The sequence below is a fragment of the Streptomyces sp. NPDC050534 genome (assembly GCF_044457745.1).
Taxonomy (GTDB): Bacteria; Actinomycetota; Actinomycetes; order Streptomycetales; family Streptomycetaceae; genus Streptomyces.
The window spans coordinates 237,647-251,637 of sequence record NZ_JBITHF010000003.1; the positions used below are offsets into that span (position 1 = coordinate 237,647).

The 13,991-nt window shown below is 72.9% G+C and carries 12 protein-coding genes; 2 read left to right on the plus strand and 10 right to left on the minus strand.

All coding sequences use genetic code 11. The annotated features are described in order from the left end of the window. Position 1: 1 nt before the first annotated feature. The 10 genes from ACIBN2_RS12060 to ACIBN2_RS12105 all read right to left on the minus strand — a co-directional run bounded on the left by ACIBN2_RS12060 (position 2) and on the right by ACIBN2_RS12105 (position 12,426). Positions 2–601 carry a hypothetical protein gene (locus ACIBN2_RS12060; RefSeq protein WP_399134197.1) on the minus strand — a complete coding sequence of 200 codons (600 nt, stop codon included), beginning with the start codon at positions 599–601 and terminating at the stop codon, positions 2–4. Then, a complete protein-coding gene (locus tag ACIBN2_RS12065; protein ID WP_399134198.1) occupies positions 567–1,391 on the minus strand; it encodes an FkbM family methyltransferase in 825 nt (274 codons plus the stop codon). The genes ACIBN2_RS12060 and ACIBN2_RS12065 overlap by 35 nt, the downstream gene beginning before the upstream one ends. Then, the gene (locus ACIBN2_RS12070; protein WP_399134199.1) at positions 1,391–1,615 is read right to left on the minus strand and encodes a Trm112 family protein; all 225 of its coding nucleotides are present in this window, start codon (positions 1,613–1,615) and stop codon (positions 1,391–1,393) included. Before ACIBN2_RS12070 ends, ACIBN2_RS12065 begins: the two co-directional genes overlap by 1 nt. Further along, positions 1,612–2,550 carry a hypothetical protein gene (locus ACIBN2_RS12075; protein WP_399134200.1) on the minus strand — a complete coding sequence of 313 codons (939 nt, stop codon included), beginning with the start codon at positions 2,548–2,550 and terminating at the stop codon, positions 1,612–1,614. Before ACIBN2_RS12075 ends, ACIBN2_RS12070 begins: the two co-directional genes overlap by 4 nt. Before the next feature lie 12 nt (positions 2,551–2,562). Beyond that, positions 2,563–3,297, minus strand: coding sequence for a class I SAM-dependent methyltransferase (locus tag ACIBN2_RS12080; protein WP_399134201.1), 735 nt, complete (start codon positions 3,295–3,297; stop codon positions 2,563–2,565). Then, positions 3,294–4,682, minus strand: coding sequence for a condensation protein (locus ACIBN2_RS12085; RefSeq protein ID WP_399134202.1), 1,389 nt, complete (start codon positions 4,680–4,682; stop codon positions 3,294–3,296). Before ACIBN2_RS12085 ends, ACIBN2_RS12080 begins: the two co-directional genes overlap by 4 nt. Continuing rightward, positions 4,679–9,241, minus strand: a complete 4,563-nt coding sequence (locus tag ACIBN2_RS12090) for an alpha-(1->3)-arabinofuranosyltransferase family protein (protein WP_399134203.1) — start codon at positions 9,239–9,241, stop codon at positions 4,679–4,681. The genes ACIBN2_RS12085 and ACIBN2_RS12090 overlap by 4 nt, the downstream gene beginning before the upstream one ends. Continuing rightward, positions 9,238–10,041 carry a class I SAM-dependent methyltransferase gene (locus ACIBN2_RS12095; RefSeq protein ID WP_399134204.1) on the minus strand — a complete coding sequence of 268 codons (804 nt, stop codon included), beginning with the start codon at positions 10,039–10,041 and terminating at the stop codon, positions 9,238–9,240. Before ACIBN2_RS12095 ends, ACIBN2_RS12090 begins: the two co-directional genes overlap by 4 nt. Before the next feature lie 53 nt (positions 10,042–10,094). Beyond that, positions 10,095–11,246, minus strand: a complete 1,152-nt coding sequence (locus ACIBN2_RS12100) for a glycosyltransferase family 4 protein (RefSeq protein ID WP_399134205.1) — start codon at positions 11,244–11,246, stop codon at positions 10,095–10,097. A gap of 193 nt (positions 11,247–11,439) precedes the next feature. Then, positions 11,440–12,426, minus strand: a complete 987-nt coding sequence (locus ACIBN2_RS12105) for a DUF3068 domain-containing protein (protein ID WP_399134206.1) — start codon at positions 12,424–12,426, stop codon at positions 11,440–11,442. 162 nt (positions 12,427–12,588) lie between these two features. Here ACIBN2_RS12105 and ACIBN2_RS12110 point away from each other — a divergent pair, with 162 nt between their 5' ends. Together ACIBN2_RS12110 and ACIBN2_RS12115 are read left to right on the plus strand one after the other, a co-directional pair. Beyond that, the gene (locus ACIBN2_RS12110; protein WP_399134207.1) at positions 12,589–12,741 is read left to right on the plus strand and encodes a hypothetical protein; all 153 of its coding nucleotides are present in this window, start codon (positions 12,589–12,591) and stop codon (positions 12,739–12,741) included. 2 nt (positions 12,742–12,743) lie between these two features. Beyond that, complete coding sequence (locus tag ACIBN2_RS12115; RefSeq protein ID WP_399134208.1) at positions 12,744–13,985, plus strand: helix-turn-helix domain-containing protein; 1,242 nt, start codon at positions 12,744–12,746, stop codon at positions 13,983–13,985. The last annotated feature ends 6 nt before the right edge of the window (positions 13,986–13,991 follow it).

The following is a 13,991-nucleotide window of genomic DNA, read 5'->3' on the forward strand; positions in this document are numbered from 1 at the left end:
GTCAGCCGCCGGTCGCCGTGCGCTGCAGCAGGCCCCACGTGAACTCGGCCACCACCTCCCGCCGCACCCCCGCCGCGTCCGGCGCGGTGAAGGCCAGGCCCCAGCGGGTCGGGGCCGTGCCCTCCAGTGGGCGGGCCGGGGCGAAGGCGCGGGCCGCCTCGTCGACCGTGCAGGACCAGGGGGTGAGGTCTTCGAGGGTCTTCAGGTCCGGGCCCGGGGCGCCGGGCGTGCGGATCAGCCACTCGTTCCAGACGGCGCCGTTCGGCGCGAGGAGGACCTCGAAGCGCAGGTCGGGCCAGAGAGGCACGGGCCAGAGCAGGGCCTCGCAGTCCAGGTCGCCGATCCTGCGGGTGAGCGCGGACTCGGGGGTGCCGAGGATCGAGCGGTACCGGGAGGCGGCCGCGCGCCCGCGGGGCGAGTGCAGCATCGCCTGCCAGCGCTTGTTGGCCTCTCTCATGTCGGCGATGGAGGCGCCCAGTTCGTGCCGGGCGTCCTCCACCAGGTCCGGATTGTGGTCGGCCATGCGGCGCAGCAGGACCAGCTGGAAGTCGAGCGGGGTGAAGGGGCTAGCGGGGCGCTTGGCGGACGGCATGGGAACCATGGTCGCGCACGGTACTGACACCGGGGCGGCGGCCGTCCGGGAGGAAGAGGACGGAGTTGACGTAGCGCTGGTGGCGGCGGAAGGGCAGGACGCGGCCCAGCAGGCCCTGCGAGGCGAGGTGTGCGGTGCTCGCCTGGTGCGCCTCCAGCGGGAACTTCGCCAGCGGCACCCAGGTCGAGCCGGGCAGCACCCAGCCGTCGTAGCGGAGCAGGGAGAGGTAGGTGACGACGGGGGCGATCGGCTGGATACGGGACTCCAGCTCCACGAAGAGGGCCGGGCGGTCGCGGGCCAGCAGTCCGGTCGCCCCGCGCAGCACCGCGAGCTCGCTGCCGTCCACGTCGATCTTGATGAAGTCGACGTCGCGCAGGCCGAGTTCGTCGAGCGTGACGCAGGAGACGTGCAGGGCGTGGGCGTGGATGTCGCGGCGGACCAGGGAGGACACGCCGCGGTCGCCGGCGTCGTCCGGCGGCAGCCAGAGGCGGGCGGTGCCCGGGCGGTCGGAGGCGGCGGCCTGGACGACGCGGACGTTGGCCGGGGCGATGGCGGACAGCAGGCCGGCGAGGTGGGGGACCGGTTCGACGGTCACCACCTGGCGGGCCCGGCCGGCCAGGCGCCGGGTCCACGGGCCGTACCAGCCGCCGACGTCCACGGCGGTGCCGCAGCCGGACGGGCACAGCTCGGCCAGCCGGGCCAGCTCGGGCTCGAAGCGCGGGTAGACCGCCCGGGCGGTGGCGGCCACCAGACGGGTGGGCAGCAGCGGGGCCAGGCGGGCGGCGAGAGTACGGGACATCACCGGGCCATCCGCTCCAGCAGGGCCTCGTGCTCGTCGTCCGACACCTGCTCCCCGGACGACGGCAGCAGCTGCGGGATGCCGTCGACGATCGGGTAACGGCGGTGCAGGCGCGGGTTGTAGAGGGCCTCGTCGCCCGTCGGCCCGTCCGGCACGAGCAGGTGCAGCGGGCCCTTGTCGAGCGGGCACGCCAGGATGCGCAGCAGCGGGTCGTCGGGTTTCATGGAGGGGTCAACTCCTTGGTGGCTACGGGGGGTTGCGATGCCTGGTCGTCGTGCTTGGGCATGGTCAGCAGGACGGAGACGGCGAGGAGGGTGCCCGCCAGGCGCAGCGAGAGCCGCAGCGGGTCGTGCGGGAGCGCCTCGCCGAACGAGAGCGTGCCGAGTACGGCCGTGAACAGACAGGTCACGGTCGTGCACACCGGCACGATCAGCGAGGCCCGGCAGCGCTGGAGCGCGGCCTGCGACATCACCAGGCCGAACGCGCCGGTGAACAGCAGGAGATAGGGGTACGGCGAGCGGAGCACGCCCGCCAGCGCGTGCCCCGGCCCGCCGCTCGTCAGGTACGGCAGGTAGCTCGACACGCCCTTGATGGCGAGCGAGCTGACGCCGTACAGCAGCCCCACGGCCACCCCGTACTCCACGCCGGTGGTCGGCGCTCGGTGCCGTTTGCGGGTGCGGCGCTCGGCGGCGCCGTAGAGCCACACCCCGCAGGCCAGCGACGGCACGCACACCAGCAGGATCAGCGGATACGGCGCACTGCGGCTGACGGTGTCGGCGCCCGCGCCGCCCTCCTTCAGCGACAGCACGACCATGAGCAGCGCGGCGAGGATCGCGCCGAGCGCGTACCGCTCGCGGCCCGTGGTCTCCTCGCCCAGCAGCCGGGCCGAGAGCAGCACGAGCAGGACCAGGCCGGAGACGAAGATGCCCTGGGCGGCGGCGATCGGCAGGGTGCGATAGACGACGAGCTGCGCCCCGAAGCCGGCGGCCAGCGCCAGCGAGCCGCCGATCCACAGCGGGCTGCCGAGCACCAGCCGCAGCAGCCGGGCGGGCTGACGGATCGTCACTTCGGGGAGGGAGGTGAGCGCCCGTTTCTCCAGGACGAAACCGAGGCTGTACAGGGTGTTCGCCATCAGGGCCGCGGCAACTCCCCACCACATGGTGTGCCCCCTCTAGGTCTTGCGCGCGTGCAGGAGAAGGATCGAGGCGAGGGAAGGTCTGGAGCAGGCCAGCCGGTCGAGGGCGCGCAGGGGGCGGGGCACGCCGTGGAAGGGCGCGCCCCGCAACCCGACGACCTCGAAGCCGGACGCGGTGACGAACTCCCTCAGTGCGCGGGCGGTGTAGAGCCGCAGGTGCCCGACCACCTCCCGGCCCGGCCGGCCGTGGATGGCACGCAGGCTGACCTCGGAGAACACGGGCTGCACCCCGGCCAGCAGCAGGACGCGGTTGTACCAGGCGGCCAGGTTCGGGGTGGAGAGCATCAGATGGCCTCCCGGGCGCAGGACCCGGCGGATCTCGTCGAGCGCCGAGTCGGGGTCGACCAGGTGCTCGACGACCTCGCTGAACAGCACGGCGTCGGCGCAGCCGGACCTGAACGGCAGTCCGCCGCCGGTGAGTTCACCGCGGATCGCGTACGTCAGGTGGGTGCGGGCGCGGGAGAGGGCGTCCTGGGACCAGTCGACGCCGACGATGCGGTGGCCGTGCAGCAGGGGGGCCGCGGTGGCGGCCGCGGTGCCGTCCCCGCAGCCGATGTCGAGGACCGTGCACGGTGAGCCCGTGGCCGGGCCGAGGGCAGCGGCCAGCATGCGGGCCTGGCGGAGGCTGCGGGGGGTGCCGGAGGCGACGGGGACGGCGGGATCCTCGTAGAAGTCGCGCAGGTCCGGGTGGTGCACGGGGGCGGTGGTCACTCGGTCACCTCCGTGGAGTGCAGGTGGTGCTCGAACAGGTCCCTGAGGTGGGTGCCGTCGCCGTGGCTGAGCAGGGATCGGGACCAGCGCAGGGCGAGGTGGAGGCGGCCGGCCGTGGAGGCGGTGGTGACGGTGAGCCCGCGGGGCATGCGCGCGGGCGCCGAGAACCAGACCGCGTGCGCGCGGCCCGCCTCCTCGCCGAAGTCCAACGGGTACGGGACGCGGCCGATGTTGCTGAGCAGGGTCGTCGACGTCCAGGGCGCGGCGGCTCTGCGCAGGCCCCGGGTGAGGGCGGCGCGCCAGGCCACGGGGGTGACGGGGGCGGTGAGGAGGGCGGCGCCGTGGCCGAGCTGGGGGCGGGGGAGGGACTTGAGGGCGCGGGTGCGGGTGGCCGTGCGGCGCAGCAGGGCGGCCATGCCGTCGGGGTCGTCGACCGCCAACTCCTCGGGGGAAAAGGGGACTTCGACGAGCCGGGTGCCGTTGCCGATGGGCATCGTGGCGTCCCGCGGGCGGTCGTCCACGGGCATGGTGATGCGCAGGGGGCGCGGGCGGGCGCCGTGTTCGCGGTTCCAGTGCGCGACGGTGCGGGCGGTGGTGACCATGAGCTGGTCGTTCACCGTGTACGGGGAGCCCTTGGGGCGGTGCGGGAGGGGCAGCTCGGTGACGAGCATGCCGTTGCCGGGGGAGGGCTCGGGCGCGCCGGGGGCGACGCGGGCCGGCGGGGACCAGTTGGAGGGGGTGTCGCCGGGGTCCTGGGGAGCGTCCGGAGTGCGTACGGGGGGTGCGGCGGGGGAGTTGTCGCGGCCGCCGTAGATCTCGGCGGCGGTGGCGAGGACGCGGAGGCAGGCGGGGCCGTCGAGGGCGGTGTGGTTGATGGTGAGGAAGAGGACGGTGCCCTTGGGCTGTGACGGCCGCGGCTCGTCGGGCCGGTGGGGCGGCATGCCGACGCCGTCCGTCGCCTCGCTGCCCTCCGCCGGCCCCGCTCCCGCCACCACCTCCAGGCGTATCGGCGGAGAAAGCGACAGCGGAGGCGCCGTCGTCAGGGCGCGGGTCCGCGCGTCCCGGAGGGCGCAGCGGCCCGCGGCGGGGAAGCTCACCACCTCCACGTCCGGGTCGGCGGTCAGTTCCCACTCGTAACGGCGCCGGTACCAGTGGCCGGCGGCCTCCCGCATCAGGATGCGCGGGTGGCGGCGCAGCGCCTCCCCGAACGCGGCGCGCAGCCGGTCGCGGTCCAGCCGTCCCGGCAGGTGCACCTCGATGTGGACGGTCTCCGGCTCCTCCTCCTGCAGGCAGTGCCGGGCCACCTCGTCGACGACCGGGAAGGGGATGCGGCCGGGCGGACGGGCCGGACCGTCCGCGCGGGCGGGGTGGTCGAGTGTGGTCATGTCGCGTCGCCCTTCCTCGGAAAACGCGTGGTCGGCGGGTCGGGATCGGGCTCGGGCTCCCCGCGTCCGCGCGCCGAGACGGTCGGCCCGGCGTCGGGGCGGGGAGGCGGCGGCGCTTCGGTGCCCGTGCCCGTGCCCGTGCCGGTGCCGGATGCCGGGCCGCTTCCGGGTGGCCGCCCGCCTTCGGGTGCCGGGCCGCTTCCGGGCTCCGGGCCGCTTCCGGGCTCCGGTCCGCTCTCGGGCGATCGTCCGCTCTCGGGCCCCGGGCCTCTCCGGGGCGGCCGTCCGCCCTCGGGTCCCCGCCCGCTCTCGGGCACGGGCCCGCTCTCGCCCCGGATCCGCTGTGGCAGCTGACGGGTCGGGGCCTCGGAGCCGGGTACGGGGCCGGTCGCGGGCGTCGGTCCCGCGGTGGGGACGACGGGCAGCACCGCCGTGGAGCCGGGGCCCTCGTCGGGTTCCCGCACACCCGCCACGCCCGCGAACAGCCCGATCAGGGCCAGCAGTTGAGCCGCGTGCCCGAACGCTCCGTGGCCCGCGCCAGCCGGTTCGCCGGCGCCGGTGGCCGCCGCGATTCCCGCCCCCGCGAGGGCCGCGAACGCGATCGGCATGAGGAGGGCGTGCCGCCGGTACGCGAGCAACGCCAGCGCGGGCACCAGCAGCGCGAGCCACCCGGCGATCACGATGCCCACCGCCGTGAGCACCACCGTGCCGAGCCACAGCCCCGGCAGCGGCGGCACCGGCTGCCGCGGGTCGGGGTTCGGCGCCCGCCGCCGCCACACGACCAGGCCCACCAGGACCGCGAGGCCCACCGCGCCGCCGATCAGGCCGCCCTCGTAGGTTGTCGCGGGCTCGTACGACAGCTTGACCGTGCCGCCCGCCCCGGCCGGGATGCGCCAGCCCTGCTGCCAGCCGTCGAGGCGGACCGGGGTCAGCTCCTTGCCGCCCAGGGTGGCCTTCCAGCCGTCGTTGTAGTTCTCGTACGTCGTCAGGTACGTGGCCGCGCCGGAGCCGACGGTCACCTCGCGGCGGTCGCCCAGCCAGTCTCTGATCGTCAGCTGCCGGGCCGCGGCGGTGGGCTCGGTGACCGTGCCGCGGGTCAGCGTCACGTCCGTCAGGACGAGCGGCCCGGCGTCTCCGGCCTCCAGCCGGTGACTGCCGCCGGCCAGCTCCAACCCGGTCTCGTCACGCCCCTGCTGACAGAGCGTCACAGCAATCTGCCGGTGCTCGCGCAGATCCCGTACGGTCCCCTTCACGCTGGTCTGGTACAGCCTGCCGTCCACCGCCACGTCCGGCCCCCGCCCGCACGGCAGCGAGAAGGTCCGGCTGTCGTTCGGCTGCGGGGTGCGGTACTGGTCCAGGGCCGGGATGTAGGCCTCGGTCAGGCCCACGGGCAGTTGCAGGTCCTCGTCGGCGACCGGGTTGTGCAGGGTCAGCGGCGCGGTCTGCGTGATCGTGATGTCCAGGTGGTCGGTGGTGATCGGGTCGAAGCGGACCACGCCGTTCTCGTCGACGCCGGCGATCGTCGCGCCGTCCGGGGAGCTGATGTTCACCTGGGTCGGGCGGGTGGAGAGCCCGCCCGCCGGGGCCAGCACCACCTCACCGATCGGCTGTTTCCCGCTCCAGCTCAGATGGATCGTGGGCCGGTCGCCGGCGATCCACGCCGTCGTCAGATCGCCGTCGGTGAGGTTGCGCGCCGACACGCCAGCGCCGAGCGACGCCGTCGAGTCGGCGGTCGCGACGATGCGGTTCTGCTGGTCGGGGGCGACCTCGTAGAGCAGCTTGTCGAGGTCCTCGCCGGGCACCGGCACCGCACTCGCCTTGATCTCGTACGTTCCCGCCGTGGCCGTGGAGAAGCGCCGGTGCAGGCCCGCTTCCATGCCCGTCGCGGAGATGCCGGTGGGGTCGGCGGCGCGGTGCAGCGAGACCTGCTCGGCGGCCGCGTCGCCGGCCGCGGCGTCCGTCGGCAGGCGCAGCAGCCGGGTCACCTGCACATGCGGCAGGCCGATCTCCGAGAAGCCCGCGCCGGTCAGGCCCGCGTGGCGGGCCACCGAATCGGTGATGGTCAGCTTCATCCAACTCGTCGTGCCCTTGGGCGCCTTGATGCTCTGTGTCTGGCCGTTCGGGCGCAGGAAGCTGGTCGCCGACCCCTTCTCGGTCTCCACCCGCACCTTGGTCGCCGCCGAGCGCACGCTCTCCTGCGGCAGCGGGGTCACCTTGAACGAGGACGGCATGTCGTAGCGGTCCGTGAAGCCGATGCGCAGCCACTGCCCGTCCGCCGAGCTCGGCGAGCCCTCCGCCCAGGCCGTGTCCGGGTTGCCGTCGAAGGCGTTCACCGGGTCGTACTGGGGGAGGTGGAAGAGCCAGTTGCCGCTGGAGGACGCCGTCACCGAGCGGGCGCCGCGCAGCTCGGCCACCGTCTGATGGCCGAGGCCCGTGACGGGCAGGATCTGGTGCGGCTTCCTGCCCGGGTCCTGCACGGCGTCCGGCGCGTTGCGCTCCGAACTCGTATAGGTGTAGGACGTGTTGGCGGTGACCAGCCCGAACCGCGTGTCCGCGCGGCGCAGCCCGTCGCCGGTGATCTGCAGCGGCGGCGAGCCGAGGCCGGGGTGGTTGTCGCCGGTCAGCACGGTCGGCCGGCCGCGCAGCTCGGCGGCGAGGGGCAGCAGCGACTCGGGTCCGCCGGAGACGACGGCCGTGTCGGACACGGGCAGCAGATGCGCCTGGCCCGGTCGCGGGACGCCCGTGCCGGACGGCTGGTAGATCTCGACCGCCCGCTGCCGCGGATACAGCCCCTCCACCGGGAGCGGCGCGTCATGGGCGATGATCCCGCCGGTCATGATCGGGCCGAAGCCCGTCACCCGCTCGTAGCCGGACTGCTCCAGCGTCCGCTTCACGGTCGAGGTCGGAACCGAGTCGGCCTGGGTGGGATCGAGGTCGTTGCGTACGACGACGTAGTGGATACCCGCCCGGCTCAAGTAGTCGGCCAGACCCGGGACATCGCTCCCGGTGGCCAGGGCCTGCTCGACCGCGTCCATCGCGCGCCGGTTGCCCGGGGTGCCGAAGGGGACGAAGTCACGTTGCGCCCAGCGCGACTTGGCGAGGACGTCGAGAGGCTCGTCGATCGGCGCGCCCCAGCTGTAGAGGCCGTGCGCGGTGGCGGGGACGACCAGGGCACGGGAGTCGGGGGAGTACGTGTGCAGCCAACTCGCCGTCGCCTTCCAGTACTTGGGCAGCTCCTGGAAGGAGCCGGGGCCGAGGAGGGAGCCGTTGAGGTACGGCCACATGAGACCGGGCAGGATCAGGACCACCGCGATCAGCGGGGCGAAGCGGCGCCCGCGTACCGGTCGCGCCCCGCGCGGCACGGTCGCCACGCCCACCAGGTGGGCGAGGCCCAGGACGAGCGCCAGCGCGAGGCCCGTCTGGAACTTGTAGATGTTGCGGAAGGGGACCAGCCAGCCGTTCAGCCAGTCCTGCACGGTCCCGTGGAAGGGCGCGCCGAACGCGCCGCCGTACCCGGCGAACAGCACCAGGACGACGGAGATCACGGTCAGTACCAGCCACCGCCGCTCCGGCATGTCGCGCCTGGCGAGGCCGGCGAGTCCCAGCCCGGCCGCAAGGGCCGAGCAGACGATCACGAGCACCGAGGAGACGACGGTCCAGCCGGCTGGCAGCCACGCCTCGCCGAAGTGCAGATACGCGACCCAGTTACCGGCCCCGCGCAGCCCCTCCGTCGCCGACATGGTGGACGTCGTGGTCTGTGAACTCTCCACGTATGGAAGGAAGTTCTCGCCGTAGACGCCGAGCATCAGCAGCGGTATCCACCACCAGGCCGTCGCCACGATCACGCCCGGCACCCACCAGGCGATCAGCTTGCGCTGCCGTGGTCCGGGCGGGCGGGAGAGGAGATACAGGCCGACCGGCAGCAGCGAGGCCAGCGTGGAGGCGCCGTTCACACCGCCCATGAACGGCACGACCAGCGCCGAGCGCAGCGCCGCGACCCGTGCCGAGTACCGCTCGTCGGTCAGCGGGAGCAGCACCCAGGGCAGGAAGGCACCGGGCAGCACGGCGGCCGACGTGGAGCCCACGACGATGGTGAACACCGGCCACAGCGCGTACGCCACCGCGGCGAGCAGCCGGGACCCGCGGCTGCCCACGGTGAGCCGTTCGGCCAGCCGCAGCGCTCCCCAGAAGGCGACGGACACCAGCAGCGACATCCACAGCCGCTCCGCCAGCCACACCGGCAGGTGCAGGGCGTGCGCCAGCCAGTAGAACGGCAGCATCGGCCAGAGATAGCCGGCGTACTGGTCCTGGATCCCGCCGAAGGAGCCCTGGTCGTGCCAGAGCTGCACCAGGTCGGAGAAGAAGGCACCCGGGTCGACCGTGACTCCGAGCTTGGTGTCGAAGGTCTGCCGGCCCGGGTGCACCGCCACGAACAGCAGGAACGCCACGGCCCAGAACCCCAGCAGCCAGCGCCGCGACCGCGGGCCCTCCGGCGGCCCCGAAGTGGCCGCGGAGGTGGGAACGGCTGCCGGGGGAGGAGCCTGGACCGTGGTCGTCATGGGGGACACCGCCGGAGGATGAGGAGGAGGTTCCAGGTGGCCACCTCGCGGATCCCGGGCGCCTTCACGACCGTCTCCGCGAGAAAGGGCCAGTAGCGGGAGCGCGCCGAGACGATGGCGACGTCGTCGCGGGCGCGGACCTGCCGCAGGGTGGCGCCGATGTGCACGGCGAAGAGGTTCTCGCCGAGAGTGTGCTTGGCGGGCCTGCCGGTACGGCGCAGATAGCGGGCGCGGGCCCGCTCGGCGCCGAAGTAGTGCCAGGGGGCCCACTCGTGACCGCCCCACGGGGACAGCCAGTTGGTGAACGAGACGTAGATCAGCCCGCCGGGCCGGGTCACCCGCGCGAGCTCGCTCAGGAAGGTCTGCGGATCGGCCACGTGCTCCAGCACGTTCGACGAGAAGGTCACGTCGGCGGCCCCGTCGGACAGCGGCAGCAGATAGCCGTCCGCGATCACGGTTCCGTCGGGCGGCTTCTCCCCCAACTCCCTTGTATCGGGCTCGAAGAGGTAGGCGTTCGCACCCCGCCGCCGGAACTCCTCGGTGAAGTACCCGCCGCCCCCGCCGACGTCCACGACGGTCCGCCCTTCGACGGCCCCGCCGTAGGCCTCGACCTGATCGGCGGCGTCACGGGCCAGCAGCTCGTAGCAGGCGACGGGGTCATCCTGTTCGTGCCGGAAGGCCCGGAAGAGAGCGAGGGAACGCCGAAGGGAGGGGTCTCTGAAGTCCCGGGTCCTGGGAGCGCCCCGATAGGGGCGCGGGGCTGTGTCTGATGTGCGGCTACCGCCGCGTGGGCGCGACAAGCCACGACGGGCCCGCAGTCGCGAACCGAACACACCGACCCGGCGCTTAGGCGTCACGGCCCCCAGCCCCTCACCGCCTCGGAAGCAACCGCACGGAACTGTCTCACCGTCCGATGCCAGCGATAACGCGCCGCACGATCACGGGCAGCCTTGCCCATGGCTTCGCGCCGCCGCCCGGAGAGGGCCAGCGTGCACCAGGCCGCCGCGAAGGAGGACTCCCCGTGCGCGAGCACGCCCGTCTCCCCGTCGACGACGGAATCCCGCAGCCCGGGCACGTCGAAGGCGATCGTCGGTGTCTCCCGGGCGGCCGCCTCGGTGACGACGAGACCCCACCCCTCCACGGCGGACGGATGCAGCAGCAACCACGCCGCACAGAGCAGCCGGTGCTTCTCCGCCTCGGAGACGTGTCCCGCGAACTCGACGCCCGGCCCGGCCAGCTGCTCCAGCCTCGCCCGTTCGGGCCCGTCGCCCACGATGACCAGCCGGCCGCCGGTGACCGGCCGCACCCGCTCCCAGAGCCGTAGCAGCAGATCGATCCGCTTGTACTCGACGAGTCTGCCGATGGCCACGAACAGCGGCTCCGGTGAACGGTCGGCGCGCGGTCCCGGCTCCTCCACGCCGTTGTGCACGACGCGGATACGGTCCCGCGAGACGCCGATCCCCCGCAGGGCATGCGCCGTCGAGGGGGAGACGGCGACCAGCAGGCTCCGGTGCTGGGCGCCGGTCAGCGCCCACTGCTCGAGTCTTCGGCCGAGCCGTGCGGCGGGCAGCAGGGGCCCGCCGAAGCGCATCTTCCACAGGTCGGAGTGGACGTGGTTGACCAGGCACAGGGTGGGGCCCCGGTGCCAGAGAGGTGCCAGATACGGCATTCCGTTGCAGACCTCGACCAGCAGATCGGTCTCGCCGACCTGACGGGCGAAGGCGGAGCGCGCGCGCAGGTAGTGGCCGAACTCCCCGCCGGCCGACACGACCCGGTAGTCCCGGAATGCCGCGGGACCGCCGCAGATCAGCGTCACCTGGTGACCGAGGGCGGTCAGCCCTTCGGCCAGCCGGTCGACCAGCAGCTCGGAGCCGCCGGCGGCCGGATTGTCCAGATCTCGGTGGGCGAGGAAAACGATTCGGCGCGGTTGTGGGGGGTGCGCCGGACGGTGCTGCGACGCCCAGAGGTGACCGGCGCGCAGAGGGGAAGGCACGTGCTGGGGCATGGGTGCTCCAACTCGTCTCAGGGTGCGGAACTCAGCGGTAGTTTTTGGACTTGCTGTGGGGGGACTGAGCTCTTCATGGGCGGGCCGTGTGGACAGCTTGTGCTCGGGTGGGGTTGGACAGTTTTCGCCCACCCGTTCGCCACGGCTACTCACCGGGATGACAATTTGCGGCTTTATTAGAACTGACGTCATGTCACTTCGTGAGCTGAGCCGGTGAAGTTCCGCTCGTATCGCGCCGATTCCGACTTTCCCGCCCTCGTACCAACAAAACCGCACCTACTACCGCCAGGACGAATCCGGCCACAGCGGCGCCGATGGGCAACGTCTGTCCCACCATGCGCAGCTGCCCGCTCTCCTTCTTGGCCTGCTTCACCTGGTCCTTCTGCGTCGCTGTGGTGAACGCCAGCTTCTGGCTGTCCAGCAGCACGACCGCGTCCTTCCTGGAGCCCGGCGCGCGCAGCGTGCGGCGCGGGCCGACCTGGGCGTAGAGCACCCGGCCGGTGCGCTGGTCGACGACGAGCTGGACGCCGTGGTTGGAGTACCACTCCTCGGCCAGCACCTGCGGCTTGCTCTTCTGCCCGACGATCGTCCCCGGCACCAGCCGCGTGCCGATCTTCGTCGGTGAGACGGAGCCGGTGAAGCGGTAACCCCGGTAGCCCTGGACCTTCCTGGTGCCCGCGTAGTGCAGCACAACCGTGTCGCCGAGGGAGTTGTCCCACCAGGTGTAGGAGCGTTTGTGCACGTCGAAGGGGAACTTCAGATAGGAGTCGCCCTCGAAGTACGGGTTCTCCTTGCAGCAGTGCACCGGCCTGTTGGTGTGCCGGTCGGTCACCCACCGGTTCAGGAAGAACTCCAGCGCGTCGTGCGGATCGGCGGCCGGCAGCGACTTGTCGGTGTCGACCGTCGTCGTCACGTCCCACACCGCCCGCCCGCTCTTCTCGCTGTCCTTGACGTTGCCGCGCACCTGCTGGGTGACCGTGATCCGCTTGTCGTGCAGGGTCTCGATCGCGTCGGTGTCGAAGTAGCTGCCGGTGCCTTGGTAGACGGCCGTGGTGTCGATGTCGATCGGGTTCACGGCGGCCCGAGGCTCGACGTACCAGACCAGCATCGGCGCCAGGACCAGCAGAAACGTGCCGAGTCCCAGAAGGATCAGCGAAAGAGGGGAGGCTGTACGGCGCATCCGGACTCCAGGGGGGTGGATGTCTCCAGTTCGGGCCGCTCCATGTGGCCGGAGACCGTAGGCGCCTCTTGACGTGGTGTCAATGCTTGTCGAAACTGGCTCGACAGGCAGGGTGGGACCGCCGGGTGGGCACGACCTTTCGGACAGAGAGGCTGACCCGCGATGTCCAGACTGCTCGCCGCCGCACTCACCGTGGTGGCCGCCGCGGCCCTCGCCGTGGGCGCGGCCCTCGGTATCGTCGCGCTGCTCCAGGCGACCCCCGACCAGCCCAACACCCCCTTGATCACCTACGAGCATGCCCAGCAGGGGAGTTGACGGTGACGCCCGCCCGCTCCCCGGCCGTCACGACCCGCTCGGCCTGGCACGACGTCCCCCGTCTCCAGGTCCGCCGCTTCGCCGCGATCGCCATGGCGGAGGCACCCTCGCTCGCCGAGGAGATCCTGAGCGAGATCCGCCGCGAGTACCCCCATCTGCCCGTCGTCCTCGACGAGTCGGGCGAGCCGATGGCCCTCGTCGGCATCCGGCGCGCCATCGAGGTCTTCGTCCAGCACCTGGAGCAGTCGGAGGGCCGTCCCTCGGTCCCGCCGGGTGTCTTCCAGGAGTTCGGGCGGGGCGAGGGCCTGCACGGCCGGTCCCTGGACTCGCTCCAGGCGATCTACCGGATGGGCGTCCGCCTGGCCTGGCGCCGTTTCGCCGAGATCGGCCAGCGCGTCGAGATCCCGCCGCCCGCGATGTACGAACTCGTCGACGCGGGTTACGAGTATCTGGACGGCCTGGTCGACCAGTCCGTACGGGGCTACGCCGAGGCGGCCGCCCGGCAGGCCGGCGAGCGGCTGCGGCTGCAGCGCCGGCTGCTGGAACTGCTGCTGGCCGAGCACCACCGGGGCGATCCGGCCGACGCGCTGACCGAGCGGGCCGCGCGGGTCGGCTGGCCGCTGCCGCGCAAGGTCGCGGTCGGTGTGCTGCTGCGTCCGGCCCGGGAGGCGGTCGCGCCCGCCGTCGGACAGGAGGTGCTGCTCGACATGGAGTACGAGCAGCCCCGCATGGTCGTCCCCGAACCGGACGCGGCAGGCCGGCCCGAATTACTGCACCGGGCGCTGACCGGCTGGTCCGGGGCGATCGGACCGCCCGTACCGCTGTCCGACGCGGCGAAGTCGCTGCGCTGGGCCGAGGCGGCCGTAAGCCTGATGCAACGCAAGCTGCTCCCTGCGGGAGACGTCCTGTACTGCACGGAGCACACCGAGGCGCTGGTGCTGCTGCAGCCCGAGGAGCTGATCGACGACCTGGCGCTGCGGTGCCTCGCGCCGCTGACCCACTGCGGGCCGACGCACGGGCGCCGGCTCGCGGAGACGCTGCTGGCGTGGCTGGAGACGCGGGGCGGGGCGCCGGAGGTGGCCGCCCGGCTGGGCGTCCACCCGCAGACGGTCCGCTACCGCCTGCGGCAGATCCGCGAGCTGTGGGGCGACGAGATCGACGACCCCGACCGCCGCTTCGAGCTGGAACTGGTGCTGAGGGCACAGCGGTTGAGGGGGGTGCTGGGGGAGTCGGGGCGCCGGTGACTCCTA